The 22533-nt window shown below is 55.7% G+C and carries 29 protein-coding genes and 3 pseudogenes; 15 read left to right on the top strand and 17 right to left on the bottom strand.

What is annotated here, in order from left to right:
- The 3 genes and pseudogenes from JK199_RS15360 to JK199_RS15350 form a co-directional block, all read right to left on the bottom strand.
- Positions 1 to 616, bottom strand: a pseudogene (locus JK199_RS15360) (DDE-type integrase/transposase/recombinase); the annotation flags it as partial.
- A gap of 321 nt (positions 617 to 937) precedes the next feature.
- A complete protein-coding gene (locus JK199_RS15355) occupies positions 938 to 1696 on the bottom strand; it encodes an SDR family oxidoreductase (RefSeq protein WP_159264501.1) in 759 nt (252 codons plus the stop codon).
- Positions 1697 to 1775: 79 nt separating this feature from the next.
- A complete protein-coding gene (locus JK199_RS15350; protein WP_159264498.1) occupies positions 1776 to 2795 on the bottom strand; it encodes a zinc-binding alcohol dehydrogenase family protein in 1020 nt (339 codons plus the stop codon).
- A 101-nt stretch (positions 2796 to 2896) separates the two neighbouring features.
- Here JK199_RS15350 and JK199_RS15345 point away from each other — a divergent pair, with 101 nt between their 5' ends.
- Positions 2897 to 3283 carry a winged helix-turn-helix transcriptional regulator gene (locus tag JK199_RS15345; protein ID WP_206065372.1) on the top strand — a complete coding sequence of 129 codons (387 nt, stop codon included), beginning with the start codon at positions 2897 to 2899 and terminating at the stop codon, positions 3281 to 3283.
- A 189-nt stretch (positions 3284 to 3472) separates the two neighbouring features.
- Positions 3473 to 3718: pseudogene (locus JK199_RS15335) on the top strand (DUF4158 domain-containing protein); the annotation flags it as partial.
- A 36-nt stretch (positions 3719 to 3754) separates the two neighbouring features.
- Here the strand turns inward: JK199_RS15335 and JK199_RS15330 are convergent.
- The gene (locus JK199_RS15330; protein ID WP_159264495.1) at positions 3755 to 4627 is read right to left on the bottom strand and encodes a LysR family transcriptional regulator; all 873 of its coding nucleotides are present in this window, start codon (positions 4625 to 4627) and stop codon (positions 3755 to 3757) included.
- A gap of 144 nt (positions 4628 to 4771) precedes the next feature.
- Between JK199_RS15330 and JK199_RS15325 the strand changes: the two genes are divergently transcribed.
- The 4 genes and pseudogenes from JK199_RS15325 to JK199_RS15310 all read left to right on the top strand — a co-directional run.
- Positions 4772 to 5500, top strand: coding sequence for a haloacid dehalogenase type II (locus JK199_RS15325; protein ID WP_159264493.1), 729 nt, complete (start codon positions 4772 to 4774; stop codon positions 5498 to 5500).
- A 45-nt stretch (positions 5501 to 5545) separates the two neighbouring features.
- Entirely contained in the window at positions 5546 to 5935 is a 390-nt protein-coding gene (locus tag JK199_RS15320; protein ID WP_159264491.1) for a CidA/LrgA family protein, read from the top strand.
- Positions 5928 to 6647 (top strand): LrgB family protein, encoded by a 720-nt coding sequence (locus JK199_RS15315; RefSeq protein WP_212377527.1) that lies wholly within the window; start codon positions 5928 to 5930, stop codon positions 6645 to 6647. Before JK199_RS15320 ends, JK199_RS15315 begins: the two co-directional genes overlap by 8 nt.
- Before the next feature lie 313 nt (positions 6648 to 6960).
- A pseudogene (locus JK199_RS15310) lies at positions 6961 to 7152 on the top strand (IS21 family transposase); the annotation flags it as partial.
- Between the two features lie 127 nt (positions 7153 to 7279).
- Here JK199_RS15310 and JK199_RS15305 read toward each other — a convergent pair.
- From JK199_RS15305 to traA, 5 genes are all read right to left on the bottom strand, one after another.
- Positions 7280 to 7951, bottom strand: coding sequence for a DUF6118 family protein (locus JK199_RS15305; RefSeq protein ID WP_159264488.1), 672 nt, complete (start codon positions 7949 to 7951; stop codon positions 7280 to 7282).
- Between the two features lie 133 nt (positions 7952 to 8084).
- Entirely contained in the window at positions 8085 to 8222 is a 138-nt protein-coding gene (locus JK199_RS15300; RefSeq protein WP_063908757.1) for a hypothetical protein, read from the bottom strand.
- A gap of 25 nt (positions 8223 to 8247) precedes the next feature.
- Positions 8248 to 8640 carry a type II toxin-antitoxin system VapC family toxin gene (gene vapC / locus JK199_RS15295; RefSeq protein WP_063908754.1) on the bottom strand — a complete coding sequence of 131 codons (393 nt, stop codon included), beginning with the start codon at positions 8638 to 8640 and terminating at the stop codon, positions 8248 to 8250.
- A complete protein-coding gene (locus tag JK199_RS15290; RefSeq protein ID WP_062454612.1) occupies positions 8637 to 8831 on the bottom strand; it encodes a type II toxin-antitoxin system VapB family antitoxin in 195 nt (64 codons plus the stop codon). The genes vapC and JK199_RS15290 overlap by 4 nt, the downstream gene beginning before the upstream one ends.
- A 54-nt stretch (positions 8832 to 8885) precedes the next feature.
- Positions 8886 to 11972 (bottom strand): Ti-type conjugative transfer relaxase TraA, encoded by a 3087-nt coding sequence (gene traA / locus JK199_RS15285; protein WP_212377525.1) that lies wholly within the window; start codon positions 11970 to 11972, stop codon positions 8886 to 8888.
- A gap of 96 nt (positions 11973 to 12068) precedes the next feature.
- Here traA and JK199_RS15280 point away from each other — a divergent pair, with 96 nt between their 5' ends.
- The 4 genes from JK199_RS15280 (at position 12069) to JK199_RS15265 (ending at position 13396) form a co-directional block, all read left to right on the top strand.
- Complete coding sequence (locus JK199_RS15280) at positions 12069 to 12428, top strand: conjugal transfer protein TraD (protein ID WP_212377522.1); 360 nt, start codon at positions 12069 to 12071, stop codon at positions 12426 to 12428.
- Between the two features lie 64 nt (positions 12429 to 12492).
- Positions 12493 to 12732: a conjugal transfer protein TraD gene (locus JK199_RS15275; protein ID WP_212377519.1), complete on the top strand. Its 240-nt coding sequence runs from the start codon at positions 12493 to 12495 to the stop codon at positions 12730 to 12732.
- Positions 12733 to 12833: 101 nt separating this feature from the next.
- On the top strand, positions 12834 to 13166 hold the full coding sequence (locus JK199_RS15270) for a hypothetical protein (RefSeq protein WP_159264482.1): 333 nt from the start codon (positions 12834 to 12836) through the stop codon (positions 13164 to 13166).
- On the top strand, positions 13163 to 13396 hold the full coding sequence (locus JK199_RS15265; RefSeq protein WP_159264481.1) for a hypothetical protein: 234 nt from the start codon (positions 13163 to 13165) through the stop codon (positions 13394 to 13396). Before JK199_RS15270 ends, JK199_RS15265 begins: the two co-directional genes overlap by 4 nt.
- Here the strand turns inward: JK199_RS15265 and JK199_RS15260 are convergent.
- The 3 genes from JK199_RS15260 to JK199_RS15250 form a co-directional block, all read right to left on the bottom strand.
- A complete protein-coding gene (locus tag JK199_RS15260; protein WP_159264480.1) occupies positions 13387 to 13641 on the bottom strand; it encodes a hypothetical protein in 255 nt (84 codons plus the stop codon). The genes JK199_RS15265 and JK199_RS15260 overlap by 10 nt on opposite strands.
- Before the next feature lie 85 nt (positions 13642 to 13726).
- Positions 13727 to 13990: a BrnA antitoxin family protein gene (locus JK199_RS15255; protein WP_244985220.1), complete on the bottom strand. Its 264-nt coding sequence runs from the start codon at positions 13988 to 13990 to the stop codon at positions 13727 to 13729.
- Positions 13974 to 14258, bottom strand: coding sequence for a BrnT family toxin (locus JK199_RS15250; protein ID WP_159264476.1), 285 nt, complete (start codon positions 14256 to 14258; stop codon positions 13974 to 13976). Before JK199_RS15250 ends, JK199_RS15255 begins: the two co-directional genes overlap by 17 nt.
- Positions 14259 to 15098: 840 nt before the next feature.
- On the opposite strand from JK199_RS15250, the gene JK199_RS15245 reads away from it, so the two are divergent.
- Complete coding sequence (locus JK199_RS15245) at positions 15099 to 16154, top strand: replication initiator protein A (protein ID WP_006116378.1); 1056 nt, start codon at positions 15099 to 15101, stop codon at positions 16152 to 16154.
- Positions 16155 to 16193: 39 nt separating this feature from the next.
- Here the strand turns inward: JK199_RS15245 and JK199_RS15240 are convergent, their stop codons facing one another.
- The 3 genes from JK199_RS15240 to JK199_RS15230 form a co-directional block, all read right to left on the bottom strand.
- On the bottom strand, positions 16194 to 16451 hold the full coding sequence (locus JK199_RS15240) for a ribbon-helix-helix domain-containing protein (protein WP_006116379.1): 258 nt from the start codon (positions 16449 to 16451) through the stop codon (positions 16194 to 16196).
- A gap of 27 nt (positions 16452 to 16478) precedes the next feature.
- The gene (gene parA, locus JK199_RS15235) at positions 16479 to 17138 is read right to left on the bottom strand and encodes a ParA family partition ATPase (protein ID WP_039891769.1); all 660 of its coding nucleotides are present in this window, start codon (positions 17136 to 17138) and stop codon (positions 16479 to 16481) included.
- A gap of 159 nt (positions 17139 to 17297) precedes the next feature.
- A complete protein-coding gene (locus JK199_RS15230; RefSeq protein WP_206065376.1) occupies positions 17298 to 17684 on the bottom strand; it encodes a winged helix-turn-helix transcriptional regulator in 387 nt (128 codons plus the stop codon).
- Between the two features lie 100 nt (positions 17685 to 17784).
- On the opposite strand from JK199_RS15230, the gene JK199_RS15225 reads away from it, so the two are divergent.
- Genes JK199_RS15225 through JK199_RS15210 form a run of 4 tightly spaced genes read left to right on the top strand, consistent with a single transcriptional unit; the run spans position 17785 to position 20803 of the window.
- A complete protein-coding gene (locus JK199_RS15225; RefSeq protein WP_212377516.1) occupies positions 17785 to 18837 on the top strand; it encodes a zinc-binding alcohol dehydrogenase family protein in 1053 nt (350 codons plus the stop codon).
- Complete coding sequence (locus JK199_RS15220) at positions 18830 to 19216, top strand: nuclear transport factor 2 family protein (RefSeq protein ID WP_159264472.1); 387 nt, start codon at positions 18830 to 18832, stop codon at positions 19214 to 19216. Before JK199_RS15225 ends, JK199_RS15220 begins: the two co-directional genes overlap by 8 nt.
- Positions 19213 to 19647, top strand: a complete 435-nt coding sequence (locus JK199_RS15215; protein WP_159264470.1) for a cupin domain-containing protein — start codon at positions 19213 to 19215, stop codon at positions 19645 to 19647. The genes JK199_RS15220 and JK199_RS15215 overlap by 4 nt, the downstream gene beginning before the upstream one ends.
- A gap of 4 nt (positions 19648 to 19651) precedes the next feature.
- Entirely contained in the window at positions 19652 to 20803 is a 1152-nt protein-coding gene (locus JK199_RS15210) for an L-dopachrome tautomerase-related protein (RefSeq protein WP_159264467.1), read from the top strand.
- 3 nt (positions 20804 to 20806) lie between these two features.
- Here the strand turns inward: JK199_RS15210 and JK199_RS15205 are convergent, their stop codons facing one another.
- A complete protein-coding gene (locus tag JK199_RS15205) occupies positions 20807 to 21439 on the bottom strand; it encodes a recombinase family protein (RefSeq protein WP_212377512.1) in 633 nt (210 codons plus the stop codon).
- A 205-nt stretch (positions 21440 to 21644) separates the two neighbouring features.
- The gene (locus tag JK199_RS15200; protein WP_159264464.1) at positions 21645 to 22241 is read right to left on the bottom strand and encodes a recombinase family protein; all 597 of its coding nucleotides are present in this window, start codon (positions 22239 to 22241) and stop codon (positions 21645 to 21647) included.
- Positions 22242 to 22533: the final 292 nt, after the last annotated feature.

Here is a 22533-nt window from a genome sequence, read left to right as displayed (position 1 = left end):
GCTTCGCAGATCATGTCAAAGCGCATGGGACACGACCAGGCCGTATTGCGGTTACGGGGCTGATCAGCGAACTGGATGCCGTTATCGGTCAGAATGGTATGGATCCGATAAGGAATGATGCTCAGGAGATATTCGAGGAATTCCCAGGCTGTCTTCCGATCGGCTTTCCCGACGAGTTGTGTGACAGCGAATTTGCTTGTCAGGTCGATAGCAACGAAGAGGTGCAGCTTGCCCTCAGCAGTCTGGACTTCGGCAATATCGATGTGAAAAAAGCCGATGGGAGTGCGTTTGAAACGCTGTCGTTTGGGCTTGTCTCCCTCGATATCCGGAAGCCGGGAGATCCCGTGACGCTGAAAGCAGCGATGCAGGGCCGAACGTGTCAGATGAGGAATGCTGGCCTGCAGGGCATAAAGGCAATCATCCAGCGGCAGCAACGTATCCGGCGAAAAGCGACTGCCATGGCTTCTTCGGTTTCTGTCAGGCTCGTTGAGCGAGGCTCTTTAGGGCCAGTTTTCTGATCTTCGACAGTCTCACGCTTCCGCCATTTTGCAACTGTTTTCGGGTTGATCCCGAACTCCTTGCTCAACGCCGCGAGCGAAGCCTGCGATCGCTGTATTGCTGCTCATACGGCGTGCGTGGTCGTGGCGCTGCCATGACGTATCTGTCCCNCATAATGCTTCCTTCCACTCTCGTACAAATACCACACCATCAAACCCCGGGACTAAACACCTCGAGAACGAACTCGGCAACGCATTTACGAGCTATTTTGGACGCAATATGGGGTGGCCCCGTTTTTCAGGCAGGGCCGTAAGCTCTCATGACCGTCATTAGCAATTGTGACCCTATTTGTGGCAACAGGGTTTATACGGCACGCAAACAGATAACGTGCCGTATGATAGCCTTTTTTATTTGCCAGACAGGAAAGATGTACCCCTTCCTATCTATTTTGGAAAAGGGCCCGCATTTTCTGATTAAAACTTTCGACGAATCCATATTCTTGTGGGCCGGAAGAATCACGAAATATTTTCGCTTCATCAACGATGATTTCGTTCTCCTCTGTGGCCAAGAGAGCCATAGTATCGGAAATGAATTTATTTAGAGGGACAGCGGCTTCTGCTTCTTGACTGTTCATCAGTTCGGTCCGAACCCATGGCGGTGCGATTTCGATGACGTCGATGTTCGTATCCTTAAGCAGGAAACGCTGCGACATTACGTAAGAATGGAGAGCTGCTTTAGATGCAGAATAAACTGCTGTCATTGCGAGCGGAATAAAGGCCAGTCCGGAAGTATTGTAGATGATGGTTGATTGAGACTGTGCCTTAAGATGTGGCATGAGCGCAGAAGTCAGTCGAATTGGAGCAGCAAAATTGGTAGTGAACGTTGATATCAGAAGATTGTCATCTATTTGCCCGTCCGCCGTATCTGGCAACATGATTCCGGCATTATTGATAAGTACGTTCAACGATGGGTAATCTCGTTGAATTTGTTCCGCGACGTTCTGGATATCAGCTGGAATTTCGAGATTTAGTTCAATGGCCTCCATGCCAGGATTGGCTGCTGTAACTTCATTAAGCCTTGAACGGCGACGCCCGGCAATAATTACCTTGTTGCCCTTCTGATGAAATGCTTCGGCAAGGGCGCGACCGATCCCGGAACCACCTCCAGTAATCAATATGGTATTATCTGTCAGTTTCATGTTGGTCTCCGTTTTGAGATTTCGAATTTCAGAAAAGTGGCAAGGTTTTGTCTTTGTGTAAGGTCATCAAAATATGCCTTCAGGCAGGGAAACCTTCGAGCACAATCTTGCCTTTAGCCTGACCGCTCTCGATCAGGGCATGAGCCTTCCGCAGATTGGCGGCGGTGATGAGCCCGAGATTTTTGCCGAGCGTCGTGCGAAGACGACCTTCATCTACGAGCCGCGACACATTGTTCAGGAGCGTCCCCTGCGCGCCGATGTCTGCCGTTCCGAACAGTGAACGGGTGAACATCAGCTCCCAGTGCAGGGACAGGCTTTTCTTTTTGAGAGGGACAGCATTGAAATCAGCCGGATCATCAATCAGGCCGAAATGTCCCTGCGGGGCAAGAAGTTCGACGATCTCTGCCAGATGTTGATCCGTCTGCGTCGTGGAAAAAACAAAGCCGGGAGCACCCGTGGGAAGAGTGGCAACCTGTGCGGCCAGAGGCTTGCTGTGATCGATCACGTAATCTGCCCCGAGAGATATGACCCAGTCCTGCGTTTCGGGGCGCGAAGCTGTGGCAATGACTGTAATGTCGGTCAGGACCTTGGCTAGCTGGATCGCTATGGAACTGACTCCGCCAGCGCCCCCGATGATCAGAATGGACGGGGTCACTCCTGGGACAGATCGGCTAATATCCAGACGATCGAAAAGCATCTCCCAGGCCGTAATTGCTGTCAGTGGTAAGGCTGCGGCTTCGGCCCAGTTCAGGGAGCAGGGTTTGCGACCAACAATCCGTTCATCAACCAGATGAAACTCGGCGTTGGTCCCAGGGCGATTGATCGCCCCCGCATAAAAGACCTCGTCGCCGACAGAAAAATCCGTGACGTCCGGTCCGGTTCCCACAACAACGCCTGCGGCATCCCAGCCCAGAACACGCCACTGACCCGCCTCCGGTGTCGCACTGCGACGGACTTTGGTATCAACCGGATTGACCGATACGGCCCTGATTTCCACCAGAAGATCCCGTCCTGTAGGGACAGGTTTTGGCAGATCAATGTCCTGAAGGGATGCCAGATTTTCGATGGGAAGCGGTGTCTGATAACCGATGGCCCGCATGATTGTCTGCTCCTCTGTTGAATGAGGAGAAGAGTGAACACTATGATGTTTTCAGACAAGAACGCACTTTTAACGCCCATAGTGTCGGAAATGATACCGTTATGACCCGCATCCGCCATAAGTCGCTTGATTGCAGTCCCGGCTGCGCTGTTGAGGCAACGCTTCAGTTCATCGACGGAAAATGGAAAGGCGTGATCCTCTATCACCTGCTTCAGGGGACCCTGCGCTTCAACGCCATCCGCAAACGCCTGCCCAATATCACCCAGAGAATGCTGACGACCCAGCTTCGCGAACTGGAGCGCGACGGGTTCGTCTTACGGACGGTTTACCCGGAAGTCCCGCCAAAGGTGGAATACAGCCTCACCCCGCGCGGGCGAACCCTCAAGCCCGTCATCAAGGCTCTCAAGGCCTGGGGCGACGAGCACACAGAGTTCGGACATGTTCCTGATATCTGCGCAGATATGAAAGGCTCTCCAACAAACTCTTAGCGTACGTTTTCGAACAACCTCTTCCCGCCAACCTTGATGACATGGCGGTGCGGCGGTTCTCCCGGGAGGCGCAGTGCAATTACCTTCGCGATGTCGGCCGTTTCGCCACGTTTCTGGGCCGCTCCCCCATAGGTAACAGCCGAAGATTTGCGCCAGTTCCAGATCGCACAGAACGCGGCGGGCACCTCATTGGCAAGCATGATGAAGGGTTATGGCTACCAAACCTTTGATCAGTCGGCATTTCATGACATAATCGGTTTCGCTATGCCAACTGCACATCATGTGATCCAGCCATCCTGCCAGGCTGCGGTCCTGATTGCCGAGATGCATCGCCGAAGCCTTCTTCTACCGTCGGTCACTGTCATTGAAGCCTTGGTGCGCCGTGCTCGCCAGCAGGCCGATCAACTCGTCCATGACGTCTTTGCAGGGGAGCTCCATATCGAACACTCCTTAGAGATAGGCGTCCAAACATCATGGTGACGACTCGGCACAGAGAAGATCGCGAAAGATCGCTGCGGGCTGGCTGACTTGCTCTTTTGCTTGCAGGAAGACGGCAAACTCGATGATCGGCAAAGCGGGTAGTTCGCTGGAGTTCATAATCGGCAGGTCGCCTATAAGGCCCTTCGCCAAGGGGGAAATGGCGATTCCCGCTTGGACAGCCGCATGGATCGCCGCAAGGCTCGGACTGGTGCAAACAACCTCCCATGGCAGATTAGAGTCTTGAAGCGCCTTGATTGCTGCCCGACGATACAGGCATCCATCAGGGAACAGAGCGAGCGGCAAAGAGCGTCGGTCAACTACAGATCGTTCGCCCAGATCACCGACCCAGACCAGATGGTCTTCGCCAAACGCCTCCCCATGTGTACTGCCAAGCATCCTTTTCCCCAGCACCAAATCGAAATTCTGGGCGTACAGTTCACCCAGCATGATCTCGGTAAGACCGACCTCAATTTCGATGGCGACTTCCGGATGCAGCCGCCGGAAGCGACGTAGCAAAGATGGGAGTCGATGGGTCGCTAGGTCATCAGACGCAGCAATTTTGATGCGCCCAGTCAGCCTTCCGCTGTTGATCTTCTCGTAGGCTTCTTGAGCTAAGGCAAGGACTGCACGGGCATAGTCAAGCAACAAGAACCCTTCTGCGGTGAGCACCACAGAGCGTGTCGTCCTATCGAACAACGGCTTACCAAGCCGCGTCTCCAAGCGTCGAACCTGCTGACTGATCGTGGATTGTGTCTGACAAAGCTCTTTGGCGGCAGCAGTGAAGCTCTCGCAGGACACGACGGTCACAAAAGTCTGGAGCAATTGCAGGTCGAAGGTAGCCACCCCAGAGCGAAACACATTCATAACTATTTCTACTTAATATATGCAATATTAATAATTTTACTATTAGACTCTACTGAGGGCAAGAGGGGATGTGCTCCGAACGCATCCCACCCTTAAGAGCGCGTGATCGGTTCCATCTGTTGTTTCCTTGAGAGGTCCATCACTATGTCCACGAACTTTGACTCCGTCGGGTATCTGGGTTTCGATACCTATGGAACGGTCGTCGATTGGCGATCCGGCATCGCACGGGCGTCTGAGCCGTTCCTGCACAAGCACGCCATCGCGCTCGATCCTTATGACTTCGCGGATCAGTGGCGAGCACTCTACCAACCTTCGATGGAAAAGATTCGGCAGGGAGAGCGCAACTGGGTGAAACTCGACGTTCTTAACCGCGAAAGCCTCGAAACGGTCCTCAACAACAATGGCATTGATGCCAACCAGATCGAAGACGCTGAACTGAATGATCTCAACGAAGCCTGGAACAGGCTTGATCCGTGGCCAGATTCGGTTGAAGGACTGACCAGGCTCAAAAAGAAGTTTGCGATTGGGCCGTTGTCGAACGGGCACATCGCGTGGATGCTCGCGCTGGAGAGGTTCGGCGGACTCCCCTGGGATGTCATCACCGGCGCTGAGCTATCCAAAAGCTACAAACCTCAAGCTCAGACCTATCTCAAATCTGCGGAAGCGGTGGGCTTTCTACCGGGACAGGTGGCACTTGTGGCAGCACATAACAGCGACCTGGAAGCGGCCCGCTCCGCGGGACTTCGCACGGTGTTCGTGCGACGCCCTCATGAGCATGGCCCTCACCAGACCGAGGACCTCAAAGCGGAGCAGGACTGGGATATCGTTGTCGAATCCCTCGTCGAAGCAGCCGATGCCCTCGGCTGCGAGTAGCGCACGGAACAGAGTTCACACCATGACTGATAACAGAGGTCATCTATGATCGCCGCGATCGGGATTGTTCTAGCGTGCCAGTTATTGGGCGAGATTGTATCCCGATCGCTTGTTCCTCCGGTGCCCGGACCAGTCGTTGGCTTATTGGTTCTCCTTTTGGCTCTTTTCGCTGTCGGCACGCGCAGCAAAGTGTCAGAGGATCGTCCCAAAGCGCTCCCCATCGAGCGTGTGTCAGATGTTCTGCTCGGCTCGTTAGGCCTATTCTTTGTCCCTGCGACAGTAGGTGTCATTCAAACAGCAGATGTGCTGTCCCGCTACGGAGGAGGTTTGTTGCTTGCCGTGGCGGGCTCTACAATCCTAGCGCTCGTCTCAACCGTTGTGGTCTTCATTGGCCTTTCACGCCTGATGGGTCACAGCGGAGAATATCATGACTGATCCAGTCAACCTGTGGGTTTATCTCTCCACGACCCCACTGTTCTGGTTGTCACTGACGATCATAAGCTATGCGGTAGCTTTGCGCTTTGCGCGAATGCTCAATAGTCACCCTGCGGCAAACCCCATCCTACTCGCCTCAAGTCTGATTATTATTGTTTTGCTCAAGACGAGAACTTCCTACTCGGCCTACTTCGAGGGGGCGCAATTCGTTAATTTTTTGATGGGGCCGGCTACAGTCGCGATCGCAGTTCCAATCTACCGTCACCGCGCTGTTTTACGGCAGGTCCTTGTGCCGATGGCTGGGGCGCTCTTCGTCGGTGCCATAGTTGCCATGATAAGCGCTCTCGGCATCGGCACCTTGTGTGGTCTGCCTAGCGAGTTACTGATCGATTTGGCCCCGAAGTCCGTGACGGCCGCAGTTGCGATGGCTCTTACCAAGCAGATGGGTGGCACGCCATCAATCACGATGTTACTGGTCATGTTCACCGGTATTTTCGGGGCGGTCGTGGTCACCCCTTTGATGAACTTCTTAGGTATCAGGAATTATGCTGCGCGTGGCTTTGCCGTTGGCCTTACTTCCCATGGTGTAGGGACAGCACGCGCCTTCTCAGTAAGTACAGTCGCTGGATTGTTCGCCGCAATCGCTATGGGATTGAACGCCGTCGTCACCGCATTAATCCTTCCATGGATCGTAACACTTTTCTTGAAATAGGAATGTTTGAGGACACGCATCTGCATCATGAGACCGTCATCGAAGGCAATTACTCCCAACCACCATTAGCCTGTACCGCTATATTCGGCGGTGCTGGTTCGAGCGTGATCGTCGGCGCGCATTAGAGGATGGGCATAGATGTTGAGGCTTGTCGTCTGATGCGGTCAGGGCAGTTTTCTGAACAGGACTGACCTCTATTGTTGATTTTAGTTGAGAGCTGACCAAGGAGAGATATAAATTTCCACTGAGAATTGACCCATGCTGGGCACTACTCCGGTTTTATTGACCGGAGCTCTATGGAGAAGTGATCAGCATGAATTTATTAAGTGTCGTGTATCGTTGGCATCATCGAGATGCTCTGCCAATCAGCGAAATCGAGCGTCGAACGGGCCTGTCGCGGAACACGATCCGGAAATATCTTCGGGCAGACACGATTGAGCCAATTTTCAGCGCATCAGAGCGTCCGAGCAAACTGGTTCCCCGCAAGCAGCGTCGGACGGGTAAGTTGGCGTTAACATGACATCCCAACGTGGTAGCAATATGCGTTTTTTCTAACACGTCAGAACAATCCGTCAAAGAAATCCGGTTTCTTTGACATGTCATATTCTGCTGTCGGCTTTTATCCCTCAAAACTATTCCTGTTGTGCCGAAATGGTGATGACACAGGATTTCTGAGTTTTTTCCTGACCCGATACCGCTTTCTGGCAAGCTGTAATCCTGTCTCTGTTGGCCTCAACCAACTGGCTGTCCTCACGTACACGTTGCCAGCCTTCAGGATTGCTGACTGCCATCATCATGGCCCCAGAGTTCCAGCGATCTTTCTCCCCGACAATAAAGGATGCCACCCGCGTCCCGATAGAAGAAGGCAGGAGATACGCCAGCACAGGCGATAACCCGATCCCTACAACAAGACAGGCAAGACCCACCCCTAACAGCCACCAGTTCTGACGATCCTGCTGACGGGACTGCCCAATAATATGGGCAAGTTCCTGACGCTCCTCCTGAACCTCACCTATCGCTTTCTGAAACGTTGCCTGTATCTCCTGACTGGCAGAAAGCCCTGCCTGACGTATTCCCTGCCCATACGCCTGAGGCGTCATTTTCAGCGTTGGAGTGTCCTCGATCGCCTTCATCCGCGTACTAACCGCGTTCATGGCTTTTACAACGCGGGCCAGATCCTCCGTGTAATCCGGCGGCCGGTTCTCCCGCCACGCCTGCGGCAATGCTTCCATACTGCGCCGGAGCACCGATATTTCAGCACGCAGATCATCAAACGCGCGCTGCGCCGAACCTTCCTCTGACATCAGACGTCCTCCCATGGATTAAAAACCCGCACATCGGCTGCCTCGAAAGGCGACACGTCGTGGCTGGCCAGAACACACGGCTCCGGGACAGGCCTCCACGTCTCCAGGATCACGTTGGTATCAAGCAGCAGGATCATTCGAAGGTCATTGCCTCGGCCGGGGTCTGATCGCGGGTCTGCAAGACCGCGACATCCTGATCACGCACACTGACCTCACGACCGATGGCCCCCAGAAGTGATCCCAGCCGAACGGTCGCTTCTTTTTTCTGCATGTCCTCTCCAGTCACCACGCTGAAATCAGACAACCCGTTCCAGCCCCAGATATGTCACGAACGGATCAAAGTCCCGATCACTGTAAAGAAGCCGATATCCGCTTACGATGCACCGTGTGGCAATCAGGGTATCAATGGTTTTCCGAATGGTGATGCCTCTGGCGCGCAGGTCACGGAAATACCGTGCCGCCTCGATCATGACATCACGCCCCCCGATCTCAACCAGATCCAGAGCGCCAAGCATCCGCCGTGCCTTGTTGAAATCCCGCTCACTCGCAAATCCCTGAAGAACTTCCGTCATCATCAGATCCCCAATGGCGACCAGTTCCTCTCCCAGCAACCGGTCCAGAGCATCAACCTGTGGCGTCACGGTACCCCTGAAAAAATCGATCCAGACCGATGAATCGACCAGAATCATGCGTCAGAACGCATGGCGTCGAGATCACCCCGCCACTCCAGCCTGCCCTTCATAGAACGTAGTTGCCGCTGCTGATTCAACTTGATCAGCGTCCGCAATCCGAGTTCGACAGCTTCTTTCTTGGTTTTGACGCCAGACGCTTTCAGCGCATCTGTCATGAGGGTATCGTCAATAATGATGTTGGTTCGCATAATGTGTATCTCCAATAAATATTATACACATCAACACATCCTCTCTCAAGCAGATTACATCCCCATATCCATACCGCGCGACCTGGAGCGTGAAAGGGAGTGCTCCCGCTGATGGGGATGCAGCCCGTGATCGAGCGTCGATCCCTTCCGGATGCCCAGTTCGCGGCTTTTCTCCCGCAGGATGGACTCAAGCTGCGCGTCCCGCTTCAGTTCCTTCAGCGCCACACCCTGCTGCTCCCGGCTCAGCCCGTCCCACGTCTTCACAAACCGCGCCGCCCGCAGTTCTGGACTCTTCCGCACCCTGTCCTCATGCTCCAGCCCCTCGACCAGCCTGCGCGCCCGTGCCGGCCCTTCCAGACCATACAACGCCTGCCGGATCTCCGGCTGATGCTTCAGCGCCGTACGCAGATCCGCCTCACCGCCACGCCGGACCCGCTCCAGATCCCGCCCGGCCTCAAATAACGCCTTCTTCTGGTGCTCCAGCACCGGCAGGTCCTGTCGCACCATGCGCTCGGCATCCACCCAGGCCCGCGCATACCGCTCCACCGCCTGCTGAAGCGGGTCACTCCCCGGCACAAACCCGTCCAGCCCGGCCGGCACCTGCTCACGCTGCACACGGGGCAGCCTCAAACCCGCAAAGGGAGAGGCCGGAGCCTCACCCTCAACCCCATTCTTCCCCTTCCCGGCCCCAGCCTCCTGCGCGGCCGATACGTCTTTCTCCGCCGCACGACGCCCCGGCCGCACGGACAGGTCCAGCCCGTCGAACATCCCGCGCGTCCGCTGCGCCGGTGCCGGATCTGGCGTACGGACCGCTTCGGCCGGCCTGTCCTGCCGGGGGCCAGAGGCAGCCTTGCCGCGCTCCACCACGATCTCGCTTTCGGGGACATGCAGCCCGCGCCGCCGCGCGAACGCGGCATCCCGATCCCGGACCTGCGGGTAATCCAGCGTGGTATCCTTCAGCCGCTCGCGCGACAGCCGCTTCACCAGACCGTCCCGGTCGCCCACATCATCCCGGCCCCAATGAACGGACACGCTCTCCCGATGCCGTGAGAGCGCCACATACGCCCCGTGCCGGTCCATGCTGCCCGTCGCCAGCACATGCGCCCGCTCCACCGTCACACCCTGCGATTTATGGATGGTGGCCGCATAGCCATGATCCAGCGCGTCATAGTCCGCCACGCGCACCGGTACGATCCGCCCAGTTCCGGCACCACCCGGCCCGTCAAGCTGCACCGACAGCGCCAGATCCTCGGCCTCGATCGACCCCGTGATGCCCCGCACCGTACCCAGCGTGCCGTTCTTCACCCCCAGCTCCCGGTCATTGCGCAGGAAGTACACACGCTCCCCGTCCGCGAACACCCGCTCGCCCTGCGCGGTCGGCACCAGCACGTCCTCGCCCAGCTCACCCGCACCCCTGCGGATCTCGCGCGCCGCCTCGTTCAGCGCCCGCACATCGACACGCCGGTGCGCCAGCATGATCTGGCTGTCCTCTGGCGCAGCCTGACGGGCTTCATCCCACCCGGCCACCACCCCGGCCCGCGCCTCTTCCAGGGTCTCATGCCCGCGCACAAGGCCAGCCGCCTCATAACGCCCCAGCGCCTCACCCGTCCGCCCGGTCGCAAGCTCCTTCGTGGCCGCCTGCTGCCAACCTTCACGCTGCCGGCGCACCGTTGTAATCTCCACCGACCCGACCCGCTCGGCCACCGCCCGGAACGCACCACCCGCCTCGATCGCCTGCAACTGCTCGGGATCACCCACCAGAACGACCTTGGCCCCGGCTTCGTGGGCAACAGACAGAACCCGCTCCATCTGCCGTGACCCCACCATGCCGGCCTCGTCCACCACCAGCACGTCCCCGCGCTCCAGACGGTCCCGCCCTTTCGCCCAGGCCAGCTCTAACGATGCGAGGGTACGGCTCTCAATCCCAGCCCCACCTTGCAACCCTTCCGCCGCAATCCCCGACAACGCCGCCCCGCGCACCCGATACCCGGCCTCTTCCCACGCCGCGCGGGCGACACCCAGCATGGTGCTCTTCCCCGTCCCGGCATAGCCCACCACCACGGACAGGTCACGGGACTTCGTCACCTCGCCCACGGCCAGCGCCTGCTCGTCCCCAAGCCCGTCCCGCACCATCGCCGCCCGCCGCACCGCCAGCGGCACCGCATGCCCCAGGGACTGCCCCATCGCGAGCGACACCTCTTCCAGCCGCTGCTCGACCCCGATCATCTCTCGCGTGGAGAACCGCTCCCGCCCATGTCCGTCTTTCCCAAGTGCGACCAGCTCCGGACACGCCTCCACCCGAACCATGACGGCCGTAAACTGTTCAGCATTCGCCGTATGTCGGTCCACGAACCGCGCCAGGTCCTGCCGGGTAAAGGTGCTCTGCTGCCGCGTCAGCGCCTCCAGCGCCACATGCGGTTCCGCCAGCAGCCTCTCGCCATTGCGCCGCGCGATCTCCAGATGGTCGGCAACCCGCTCCGCGTCCTCGCCCCGCTCCTCCCGGCGCATCCCGGCCGGACCGATCTTGTTCTGCGGCTCAAGGTCGATCCCCTGCGCGGCAAATGACCGATGGTCGATCCGCACATCCAGATCCAGCTCGGCCAGCCGTTCATTGGCAAGAGACGCCCACCGCTCCCGCCACGTCAGCAGGAATTTCTTGTCGTTCCACAGACGCTCTTTCGCACCAAATCCGTTCTCGTCCACTGATCGCGTGGACAGCATCACATGCGCATGGGGCTTCATCTGCCCGTCTGCACCGATATCCCAATGCACAGTGAGGTCGGCGACCATGCCGCGTTCCACGAACTGCTCATGCACAAAATCCCGTGCCAGCGCGATCCCCTGCGTCTGGGTCATTTCGCGCGGGATTGAAAACTCCACCTCGCGGGCAAGCTGGGCATCCTTGCGCTTCTCGATCGCCTCGACCTCATTCCACAGAACAGACCGATCAAGAAACCGCTCCGGCGCGCCATCAGGCAGCAGGATCTCGGAATGCACCACGCCGCTTTTATTGGAAAAATCATGAGCGCGATCCAGACGCACGTCATGCAGGCGGGAAGCCGCGCGATAGGCCGCTGCTGCCAAAGCACTCCGGCCGGTGGCCCGACTGATGACCTTTGCATGCAGGTGATAGATCGCCATGGACGCGATCCTATCACACCACTTAAGCGCACGTCACGAAGTGACGTATAAGCGCGCACTCACATTTTACTGCGCTACAAGGATTGATCTGTTCGGATGAGTGACGTGGTTCTCGCGTGTGTGGTAGAGTATGGCACAGATTGCGAAAACAGGGGATCAGAAATGCGCAAACCACGGGACATTGATGCGGAACTGAAAGCGCTTCAGGAAAAGGCGAGGCAGCTTAAGGCGCAACGGACAATCCAGCTCGGAGAACTGGTTGAGGCAACAGGAGCCGATACCCTATCGATCGAGGCGCTGGCCGGGGTGCTGCTTGCGGCTGTCGAACAGGCAGATGGCAAACCCGAAGCCATCGCGAGGTGGACCGAACGGGGGGAATCTTTCTTTCAGGCCGGCGGAAAAAAGGGTAGCCGGAAAGAAACCGGAAACGATCAGAACGGAACTGCTGGCGCTTGAAAGACGAATCAGGAAGCAGGCAGCCCTGATCCATCGCCATCAGACACGAAAGGCACGCACCGACATGCGCGACTGGGCAAAGGCGCGACGGGAACGCACCCATCATCTGATCGAACTGGGTGGGCTGGTCCAGAAGGCGGGACTGGTCGATCTGACCGATGATGACCGCGCCACCATGCTCGGGGCGTTTCTGGATATTGTGGGGCAGCTTCAGGGAAAAAATGATACCGCTCCGACTGACCTGAAAGCACGCTGGAGACGCGCGGGGCTTCATGCCTTCGATGCAGACCGTGATCATGACTGATGACGAAATACGGTCTTCCAGAACGGACAGACTGTAATCTCGGCCGCAGAACAATTTTATGGCCTGAAAACTGATCATCACATACTTCAAGAGGATACCTGATGGCTCCGGAATACCCTTCTCCAGAATGGTTTTCTAATACACTCAACCGGCATCAATGGATGTGGAATCTGAATGCCCGGTTCGTTGCACGGGCGGCAAAGCGTATGACCGATACGGATGCCTTGGTCTTGCTCAATGAAGCGGTCAATCTGGAAATAGCGGAAACGGCTGCCAATCTTCTTCGGGAAGGTGTGCCAGAAAAAATCGTCGCTGATTTCGTCATAGCTTACAGTCAGACACAACGTGCAGAATTGCTGGATAATGTCTGCGATTATGCATGGCGGATTTCTGCCCCTGCCCCTGTCGCTAAACACGAGGCGATGAAGACATGACTATAACGGATTTTTCTGACGAACGGGCTGCCAAAAGGGCTGCAATCTGCAAGGCGCGTAACAGCACGCAACCCGCAGTCCCGGCCGATCAGGTCCTTGCTCTTCTGGACGCCGATCTGGCCCGGATTCAGGCGGCCATTGACGCCCTTCCTCCCCCTCATTCCACGTCCCTGATGGCCTCGCGGGACACGGGAACGAAAGATCGTTCCCGTGCTGAAGATTACCAGTAATATTCGTGAGGCCGCCGGGTTCCGGTATACGGAAAGACCGCTTCGAAAGGATCAAGGTTGCCCTTGATAATCAGGCGGGCAATATGCCGATCATGATGACGACCAGGACGGATATCATGCAGATGGCTGTACCAGTTGGGGGATTCAGAGGCTTCACGCGAGCCTCCATAGCCACAGCGATCCGGCCGGTTGGCCCAACGATGATCACGGCCGTGTTTGCGGCTGTGATGATAGGTGCGAGACATGGGAGATTTCCTTCCATGACGCGCGGAGTGATTTCCGAGCGTACCTACATCGCCCGATCTCCTCTGTTCTGGTCGGAATACAGCTTTACCGCGCCTGAGCGACATCGGTCTCCAGCAGCATCCGGACATAGCGTGTGTAAGGGAGGCCCTTTGCCTTCGCCCTGGCTTTCACGGCGTCCAGCAGGGACGCCGGCAGGCGCATGTTGAGGGCAGCCGCCTTGGGTTCGATCTCAAAGCGCATGGGCTTGAAACCGGACAGGTCATACCGGGTCAGATTGGCGGTCGCGACGAAATCCTCGGCCGCTTCGTCACTGTGCAGCGAGGGCATGGATCTATTTTTGCTGCTCATAGTAATCGATCTCCTTCTGATGCATGTAACGGGCACTGATGGGACGTAACCGGGTCTGGCTGCTGATTGTCCTGAACATGAAGACCAGAAAAACGTAACGTCCGGCTTCAGTCCGGCCAATGGCCCGCATCCGGGGCTCACCTGGATGCGGATCAGCCATGACGGCAGGTTCTCCCAGCAGGACCTGCTCGATTTCCGCACGGGAGACACCATGCTTGCCACATTTCGGCCAGTTGCCGTCATCCCAGTTGAAACCCGCAATCTTCATGTAGGGAAGATAGGCATTTGTCTACACAAATGCAACACGGTTAGAACCCAATGGTCCCCGTTTCGTTCCCACAGTGTTCCCTTTGAATTTCGCGCTGGAATACATCAATGATGGCGGCAAACCCTCTGGGAGGAGCGTACAAGGCGCAATTCCTATTACGGGACACCAACCAGTCACAACGCATGATAACGCCTGTACGGCCATCCTGTGCCGTCTGGAGGGTATGTTGCGACACGTGAGCGGCCGAAAGATCGCCTGAACGCGGGTGTGCCTTGAGCAGATTGCGGTCTTGCCCGGTTCTTCTGGTGTTCCAGGTGTCGGGCGAGCGTGGAGCGGGAGCGCCGAAGGCGCCGACGTGGGAAAGGTAGGTGCTGATGGAGAGATGATGTGGAATGCATCGTCAGATTATGATTTCGCGCCGTAGGCGTGTCCGTTTAGCGCAGCCCTGAAAGGGCGAGCTGGGGGATGCCGGGTGGGAGATCGTGCTATGCACGATCGGGGCGGCCGTAGGCCGCGAGCCGGTGGGGGCGGAGCCCCCAAGAGGCGGTGTTTGAGTTCAATTTGGTTGCAAATTTTAGGGAATAAAAAGTTATCCACAGATAAGATGGGCAAAGAAGGTGTTAAATAGGTGTTAGATTCTGTGTTAAGCGATTTTAGTATCCATTTAACACATTGATATAAAATGGGAATTTCTCAGTTTTTTCCCAGTTTGGTATTTAAAACCCCGAATCTTGGTATTTAAAACCCCGAATCTCGGTATTTAAAACCCCGAATCTCGGTATTCGGTATTTAAAACCCCGAATCACTTGACGCAAGTATGTAAAACCCCGAACTTGAGATATGGTATCTGAAACCCCGAATCTGCCTGTTGTCCATGAGGCCCTCCTGCCGGAGCGTCATCCGCAGCATGACTTATTCATCTGCGACGTGGCAGATGCCGTGCTTAAGGACGTGATGCCGCAAATGGAGCATCCGTTCTATTCCTTATCGAAAAAACCCGAGACTTCCGTTCGTCGCTATGAACATAACGGGCAATGGCTGGAAATCACGCCAAGCGTGAAGGGCCTTGCTACAATCTACGATAAAGATATTCTGATCTACTGTATTTCGCAGATTATGGCGAAACTAAAGGCCGGGGAAAAAGTATCGCAACGGGTACGGATTAGCAGCCGTGACTTACTCATTTTCACCAATCGCGGTACGGCAGGTAAGGACTACAAAGCCCTTATCGAAGCCCTCGACCGCCTTGAAGGCACACGTATCCGCACTAACATTGTCACAGGCGACGAAGAACAGGTAGACGGTTTTGGCCTGATCGACGCTTCATCCATCCGCCGCAAACTTGGCCTCGACGGTCGCCTGTTGCATTGCGAGATCAAGCTGTCGGATTGGGTCTTTAATGCAATTAAGAGTAATGATGTTCTGACACTGCATCGTGATTATTTCCGGCTACGCAAACCGCTGGAACGACGCGTTTACGAACTAGCCCGCAAACATTGCGGTCAACAAGTGGCATGGAAAGCCTCTCTTGAGATCCTACTGAAAAAATCAGGCTCTCAAAGCCCAGAAAAATTGTTCCGACAGATGATAAAAAACCTCGCTGCAAGCGATCATCTACCGGATTACCGTGTCGAATTCGATCCTCAGAAAGACATGGTAACATTCATCAATCGCGGCACAATGAAAGCTGCCGAGCCAGCAACCGAGGCTTGGATGGGTGCGCTTGATCCTGATATTTACGGGGACGCTCGAAACATCGCGCCAGGGTGGGATGTGCATCATCTCGAAAGAGAATGGCGCATGTGGCTGGGTGATAACGAGATCGCTCCGAAGAACCCTGAGCGGCATTTCATCAAATTCTGCGAGACGTGGTTTGCTAAGCGTGGTCAACCCTGATTGTACAAATACGCAGGCATAATCTATCTACATAGATAGTCAGCGCTCTCCAAAAGGATGACGACCGTGCTTACGCATCAAGTCATCAATGGCCTCCCCAATCAAACCCTGAATAGTTGTATCGGTATCAAGCGCAAGTTGGTGTAGCCCCTTGCTAACTGCTGGAGAAAAATACCCCACCACCGCCCGCTTACCTTCTCTCGGATTACGTGGGCGGCCTTTCTCTACCACCGTTTGCGCAGCCGGTTCCACAACCGATGGCGCGACTGTCTTTTTGAGACCAGCAAACCGACTCATGCCGTATATCCTTAACTTAGAAAAGTGCTAACGCGTTTTTGTGTCATCTTGTTTGTGTGATGGCATGTTAACTTGATCACACACCCAATTCCACAACAGTGCTATATCAGCAGCAGCCTTGCTTTCAGGCTCCGTTTCCTGCGCAGTACGACCGGAACCAACGCTATGATGAAAAACTGCACGCTCTGGCAAAACAACAGGAGCAACAGGGATACCAAACTGCGCCACGACCTCAGCCGCCTCCTTATAAACTTGGGGCGCACGAGGAGGGCCCGCAGTAAAGATTACGAAGGCAGGCTTACCACTGGCTCGCACAAGTTCTGCCGTTGTTCTGACAGCGTCCATATCGAAAGCACGTGGTCTGCATGGAATTAACAAGAAATCAGCGACACGACACGCCTCACGCGCCATAATATCGGCATGTGGAGGGGTATCTATTATCGATAGTTCTGCACCCAGTTCGGACGCTTGCTCCAGCTTTTTTGATAACAGGGCATGAGCCGCACAATCCACCACATCAGGCTCGACATCCCCCCGCCACGCTTTCCATGAACTTGCAGTCGCCTGCGGATCGGTATCGAGGATCAGAGAAACGTATCCAGCGGCACTGGCACTAGTAGCCAAGTGTAGGGCAAGCGTCGTCTTCCCAGCGCCTCCCTTCTGACTAATGATCGCGATTGTTTTCATGCCACCATGTTTCCGTGTTAACACATTAACCCATTACCATGTTATTTTGATAACTCAATGTCTTCCTCAAAAAACCGACTATTTAATCGAACCAAACATTTTGTATGCCTCAGACCGGTGCTGATAGGGGAGCGGTGAGAGGTTGTTCGAAAACGTACGCTAAGAGTTTGTTGGAGAACCTTTCATATCTGCGCAGATATCAGGAACATGCCCGAACGTCGTGTGCTCGTCGCCCCAGGCCTTGAGAGCCAGAATGACAGGTTCGAGTGTCAGTCCGCGTGGGGTCAGGCTGTATTCCACCTTTGGCGGGACTTCGGGATAAACCGTCCGTAACACGAACCCGTCACGCTCCAGCTCGCGAAGCTGGGTCGTCAGCATTCTCTGGGTGATGTTGGGCAGACGTTTGCGGATGGCGTTGAAACGTAATGTCCCTTGAAGCAGATGATAGAGGATCACCCCTTTCCATTTCCCGTCGATGAGCTGAAGCGTTGCTTCAACAGCGCAGCCGGGGCTGCAATCAAGGGACTTATGGCGGATGCGGGGCATAACGGTATCATTTCCGATACTATGGGCGTTAAAAGTGCGTTCTTGTCTGAAAGCATCATAGCGCTCACGCTTCTCCTGACTCAACACAGGAGCAGATATCATGCGGGTCATCGGTTATCAGACGCCGCTTCCCATCGAAAATCCGGCCTCTCTTCAGGACATTGATCTTCCAAAACCTGTCCCCACGGGTCGGGATATTCTGGTGGAAATCAGGGCGGTGTCGGTCAATCCGGTTGATACGAAAGTCCGCAGCAGCGCAACACCGGAGGCGGGTCAGTGGCGCGTTCTGGGCTGGGATGCCGCAGGCATTGTTGTTGGAACCGGACCGGACGTGACGGGTTTCTCTGTCGGCGATGAGGTCTTTTATGCGGGCGCGATCAATCGCCCGGGGACCAACGCCGAGTTTCATCTGGTCGATGAACGGATTGTCGGTCACAAACCCCGCTCTCTGAACTGGGCCGAAGCCGCAGCCTTACCACTGACCGCAATCACGGCCTGGGAAATGCTTTTCGATCGCCTGGACATTCGTCGGTCTGTCCCGGGAACGACGCCGTCCATATTGATCATTGGAGGCGCAGGTGGAGTCAGTTCAATAGCAATCCAACTGGCCAAGGTTCTGACTAATATCACGGTCATTGCTACGGCTTCGCGCCCCGAAACGCAGGACTGGGTCACATCTCTCGGGGCAGATTACGTGATCGATCACAGTAAGCCTCTGGCGGAACAGGTTGCTGGCCTTCCTACGGGGGCTCCCGGTTTTGTCTTTTCGACGACGCAGACGGATCGCCACCTGGCAGAGATCGTCGAACTCCTTGCCCCTCAGGGACATTTCGGCCTGATTGATGATCCGGCTGAACTCAATGCTGTACCCCTCAAGCGCAAAAGCCTGTCCCTGCACTGGGAACTGATGTTCACCCGCTCACTGTTCGGAACGGCAGATATCAGCGCACAAGGGAAACTCCTGAACGACGTGTCGCGCCTTATAGACGAAGGTCGTCTCCGTACGACCCTCGGCAAAAATCTTGGCGCGATCACCGCCGCCAATCTGCGAGAGGCTCACGCCCTGATCGAGAGCGGTCAAGCTAAAGGTAAGATCGTGCTTGAAGGTTTTCCTGCCTGCACACTGGGCCTGAACGGAGAAGATCATGACTGAAACAGCTAAAACGCTCGTGGAAACCTGGTACAGGACCGGTGATACGACACTCCTTTCTGCGGGAATTGTCTGGAGTGTTCTTCCGACCTTCCCTGAAGGTGGGCAGTATGTGGGACGAAAAGCTGTGGAAGAGCAGTTTTTCACCAGGATCATGAAACATTTTTCGGATTACGTGACACTTCCACACAGCGTCACCGCCGAAGGAAAGAGTGTCGCGACGACAGGTGTCTACCGCGTGCGAACAACGCGTGGGCAGTCAGGTGATATTGCCTTTGCGCATCTCTGGACCGTGGAAAACGGAGAGATCACGGCACTGCATCAGGTCGCCGATACTGCCGCCATACAGAAACTTCTTGAAAGTGGAGGACAGGTGTTATGAATGACGAAGAACATCTGATGACCCTCAACCAGACGGGTGGACGGTTCAACCTCAATGAAATTGCCGCAGCGTTCCCGGAAACGGCGGACACAATGCTGCTGGACACCTACCTGACCGACAAGCCTGAAGCCAGTATACGGGTCTTCCGGATTTATCGGGATGTGCCGCCGCATTATCATACCCAGTGCGATGAAGTACTCCATGTCCTCTCCGGGACAGGCACATTCTGGATAGATGATCCGGCTGACGAAGCCCCGTTTGCACCCGGCCATCTTCTGGTGTTCCCCCGTCGGGCTGTGCATGCCGTGCCCCGCATTCTGAGCCATCCTGTCGTTTTTCTCGCCATTGATACACCGCGTCGTGCACCGGACGACGTGGTATTCGTCGATCCTGCCGCCGGCACGCCGTCCGGTTTTATTGCGAGAATCTGACATCATGGAGTTCATGAAACAGATACGACGGCAGGATTGTTCAAAGAGAACTCTGCACAAAAGCGCAATCGCCGCTTTCATGGGGCTCGTTGCTGCGTGCGCGCACCTCGAACCTGTGCATGCCCAGACCATCAGGATCGAAGCGACCACTAAGTCAATGGACTGGAACGCCGTGGCGCTTGCTGGTGGTCATGTGTTTGTCGCAGGCCCTCGCTGGACCGGATTTTCCGGGCCTGCCGTGGGTCTTCTGACGAAGAGCAAAGAAATAGAGCCGTTTCCGGACGCTGACTGGAATGGCTGGAAACCCGGGCAGGATGCGACGCATCGGTTTGTCAGCGTCAATGCCCTCCATGTTGCTCCTGATGGAATGCTCTGGGTTGTTGATACTGGAACTCCCTCTTTTGGAGGCAGCCCCGTATCTGCCGGAGCCAAACTGGTCCGCATTGATCCGGCAACAGGTCATGTGCTGCGGATATATCCTCTGGGTCCAGAGATCGCGCAGGCAGGAAGCTATATCGACGATATCCGTTTCAACGGGACGCATGCCTATCTAACGGATGCGGGCAAGGCGGCGCTGATTGTTCTTGATATCAAAACCGGCCAGGCACGCCGCGTCCTGGACAAGGACGCTTCCACACGCGCACGGACAGATCGACCGATTGTCATGGATGGACACGTCGTGGAGAGTCATCCTCATCAGCCGTTACTGGTGAATGTCGATCCGCTGGAAGTCAGTCCAGACGGGAAATGGCTGTATTTCGGGCCGCTTGAAGGGCCGTGGTCCCGCGTCCCGACAGCTTTGCTTGATGATTCTAATGTGTCGTCAACCGATTTGTCTGCTGCTGTTCAGCCTTGGTCTGATTTACCTCCCATCGGGGGCAGCGCCATGGATACCGCAGGAAATCTTTATTTCACCAACCTGAGGGATAATGGCGTTTATCGGAGAGACTTTTCCGGGAAGATCACGAGACTGATCTCGGACCCACGTCTGCATTGGGCGGATGCACCTTGTCTTGCTCCGGACGGTCGTCTCTGGTTGCCTATCGCACAACTGGATCGTCTTCCGCAGTTCCATCAGGGGCAAGCCCGCAGTCACCAACCGTTTCTGCTGGTGTCGATTGATCCTCACGTTACGCAGACCAGAGATAAGCCATAAATCTCAGTTTTGAGAGATTTTTCGTGTTTTCTGCGCCAGAAGTTTTTCCCCATCCGGCCTGATTTTACCCTCGGGAGTGACATGTCGATACAACGTCTGGCGGCTGATCCCCAGTTCAGAACACAGATCTCCAACCTGGGTTTCAGGATCACTCATGGCGGCCTGAGCCAGATGAAGTTTGGCTAAGGTCATCTTGAAGGGACGGCCACCCTGTCGTCCTCGGGCACGTGCAGAAGCCAGACCTGCGCGTTTCCGTTCAACGATCAATTCCCGCTCGAACTCCGCCAGTCCGGCAAAGATTGCGAAGATCAAGCGACCATTTGCTGTGGTGGTATCGATCGAGGCTCCTTCGCCCGCCAGCACCTTCAACCCGACACAGCGTTTGGTCAGGTCCCCGACCAGGTTAACGAGATGACGCAGATCACGTCCGAGGCGGTCCAGCTTCCAAATCACAAGGGTATCGCCAGATCGTAAGGCTTTGAGGCATGCCCTCAGACCAGGGCGATCATCGCGCCGTCCAGATGCGGTATCTTCATAGATATGCTCGGGCCTGACCCCGGCTTTTGCCAGAGCGTCATGTTGCAGATCCAGTACCTGCGACCCGTCGGCCTTCGAGACCCGGGCATATCCAATCATAGTTGTCACTTATACGAGCGTTTATGTGACTGCGTCGAGATGCCCCGAAAATAGCTGAATTTCGGTCACGTAACCCGTATCGAAATCAACGTCTTACATACGGTATCGCTTACCGTACGTTTTCGAACATCCTCTCACCGCTCCCCTGATAGCACCTATAAAATGTCATCATGTTTTTATGTTAACATAAAAACATGATGACACGCTATCTTTCTCTCTGCACAATGGCAGCAACAGTGTTCTTGCTGATCCCCAGATCACGGGCGATCCACCGATAACTCCGCTTTTCCGCCACCAGCGCCAGAACCTTCGGAGCCAGACGGTCAGACTTCGGCCGCTCTCCTTTCTGTCGGCCGAGAACCTTCCCGCGCGCCCTGGCAGCAGCCAGACCAGACTTCACCCGCTCGCTGATCAAATCCCGCTCAAACTCCGCAATCCCGGCCAGAACCGTCGCCAGCATCCGCCCATGTGGCGTCGCCAGGTCGAACATCATCCCCGTCATGGCGATCAGGGAAACACGATAACTCTCCAGTTCCTGAAGCGTGGAGATGAGATCAATGGTCGAGCGCCCCCAGCGGGACAGCTCCGTCACCAGAATGGCGTCAATTTCACGGGCCTGGGCCAGTGCCATGACCTTGCGACGCTCGGCCCGATCCACCCGGATGCCAGAACCTGTCTCCATGAAAATGCCTGACACTTCATAGCCCGCGCGTTCAGCAAACCGCTTCAGCTCGTCCTTCTGCCGCACGCAGGACTGATCGGCCGTGGAAACCCGGCAATAGATGACCGCGCGCTGTCCCATTTGAACCCTCTCGGAAAAACCACCATGCAGCCCTTGATACACCGTGGTTCCGGGTTGTCCCAATATGACTATAGTCTAATTGGGATAAGCGGTTAAAGTATCTGTTGCCGTCATCGAGCGGAATCTTCTGCAGCTTCCGCTCGCATCCATCCTGTTCTGGATGATTATTTAGCAATCCGACCGTCAAGAACAGCGCGATCTTTCCCTTGGCGAACCAAAGCCCGCTCAACTAGGTATTTAGTCCCGTGTTTTGATGGGGTATTATTTTCACGAGAGTGGAAGGAAGCCTTAT

This window comes from Acetobacter persici (genome assembly GCF_018256955.1).
Taxonomy (GTDB): Bacteria; Pseudomonadota; Alphaproteobacteria; order Acetobacterales; family Acetobacteraceae; genus Acetobacter; species Acetobacter persici.
This window is presented reverse-complemented; position numbering and strand designations above follow the sequence as displayed.

Bases quoted from the DNA above. Each gene is read 5' to 3' on its own strand.
- JK199_RS15355 (WP_159264501.1), bottom strand. From the start codon at position 1,696: ATGAAACTGACAGATAATACCATATTGATTACTGGAGGTGGTTCCGGG.
- JK199_RS15350 (WP_159264498.1), bottom strand. From the start codon at position 2,795: ATGCGGGCCATCGGTTATCAGACACCGCTTCCCATCGAAAATCTGGCA.
- JK199_RS15345 (WP_206065372.1), top strand. From the start codon at position 2,897: ATGACCCGCATCCGCCATAAGTCGCTTGATTGCAGTCCCGGCTGCGCT.
- JK199_RS15330 (WP_159264495.1), bottom strand. From the start codon at position 4,627: ATGAATGTGTTTCGCTCTGGGGTGGCTACCTTCGACCTGCAATTGCTC.
- JK199_RS15325 (WP_159264493.1), top strand. From the start codon at position 4,772: ATGTCCACGAACTTTGACTCCGTCGGGTATCTGGGTTTCGATACCTAT.
- JK199_RS15320 (WP_159264491.1), top strand. From the start codon at position 5,546: ATGATCGCCGCGATCGGGATTGTTCTAGCGTGCCAGTTATTGGGCGAG.
- JK199_RS15315 (WP_212377527.1), top strand. From the start codon at position 5,928: ATGACTGATCCAGTCAACCTGTGGGTTTATCTCTCCACGACCCCACTG.
- JK199_RS15305 (WP_159264488.1), bottom strand. From the start codon at position 7,951: ATGTCAGAGGAAGGTTCGGCGCAGCGCGCGTTTGATGATCTGCGTGCT.
- JK199_RS15300 (WP_063908757.1), bottom strand. From the start codon at position 8,222: ATGCAGAAAAAAGAAGCGACCGTTCGGCTGGGATCACTTCTGGGGGCC.
- vapC (WP_063908754.1), bottom strand. From the start codon at position 8,640: ATGATTCTGGTCGATTCATCGGTCTGGATCGATTTTTTCAGGGGTACC.
- JK199_RS15290 (WP_062454612.1), bottom strand. From the start codon at position 8,831: ATGCGAACCAACATCATTATTGACGATACCCTCATGACAGATGCGCTG.
- traA (WP_212377525.1), bottom strand. From the start codon at position 11,972: ATGGCGATCTATCACCTGCATGCAAAGGTCATCAGTCGGGCCACCGGC.
- JK199_RS15280 (WP_212377522.1), top strand. From the start codon at position 12,069: ATGAGTGACGTGGTTCTCGCGTGTGTGGTAGAGTATGGCACAGATTGC.
- JK199_RS15275 (WP_212377519.1), top strand. From the start codon at position 12,493: ATGCGCGACTGGGCAAAGGCGCGACGGGAACGCACCCATCATCTGATC.
- JK199_RS15270 (WP_159264482.1), top strand. From the start codon at position 12,834: ATGGCTCCGGAATACCCTTCTCCAGAATGGTTTTCTAATACACTCAAC.
- JK199_RS15265 (WP_159264481.1), top strand. From the start codon at position 13,163: ATGACTATAACGGATTTTTCTGACGAACGGGCTGCCAAAAGGGCTGCA.
- JK199_RS15260 (WP_159264480.1), bottom strand. From the start codon at position 13,641: ATGTCTCGCACCTATCATCACAGCCGCAAACACGGCCGTGATCATCGT.
- JK199_RS15255 (WP_244985220.1), bottom strand. From the start codon at position 13,990: ATGAGCAGCAAAAATAGATCCATGCCCTCGCTGCACAGTGACGAAGCG.
- JK199_RS15250 (WP_159264476.1), bottom strand. From the start codon at position 14,258: ATGAAGATTGCGGGTTTCAACTGGGATGACGGCAACTGGCCGAAATGT.
- JK199_RS15245 (WP_006116378.1), top strand. From the start codon at position 15,099: ATGGTATCTGAAACCCCGAATCTGCCTGTTGTCCATGAGGCCCTCCTG.
- JK199_RS15240 (WP_006116379.1), bottom strand. From the start codon at position 16,451: ATGAGTCGGTTTGCTGGTCTCAAAAAGACAGTCGCGCCATCGGTTGTG.
- parA (WP_039891769.1), bottom strand. From the start codon at position 17,138: ATGAAAACAATCGCGATCATTAGTCAGAAGGGAGGCGCTGGGAAGACG.
- JK199_RS15230 (WP_206065376.1), bottom strand. From the start codon at position 17,684: ATGCCCCGCATCCGCCATAAGTCCCTTGATTGCAGCCCCGGCTGCGCT.
- JK199_RS15225 (WP_212377516.1), top strand. From the start codon at position 17,785: ATGCGGGTCATCGGTTATCAGACGCCGCTTCCCATCGAAAATCCGGCC.
- JK199_RS15220 (WP_159264472.1), top strand. From the start codon at position 18,830: ATGACTGAAACAGCTAAAACGCTCGTGGAAACCTGGTACAGGACCGGT.
- JK199_RS15215 (WP_159264470.1), top strand. From the start codon at position 19,213: ATGAATGACGAAGAACATCTGATGACCCTCAACCAGACGGGTGGACGG.
- JK199_RS15210 (WP_159264467.1), top strand. From the start codon at position 19,652: ATGGAGTTCATGAAACAGATACGACGGCAGGATTGTTCAAAGAGAACT.
- JK199_RS15205 (WP_212377512.1), bottom strand. From the start codon at position 21,439: ATGATTGGATATGCCCGGGTCTCGAAGGCCGACGGGTCGCAGGTACTG.
- JK199_RS15200 (WP_159264464.1), bottom strand. From the start codon at position 22,241: ATGGGACAGCGCGCGGTCATCTATTGCCGGGTTTCCACGGCCGATCAG.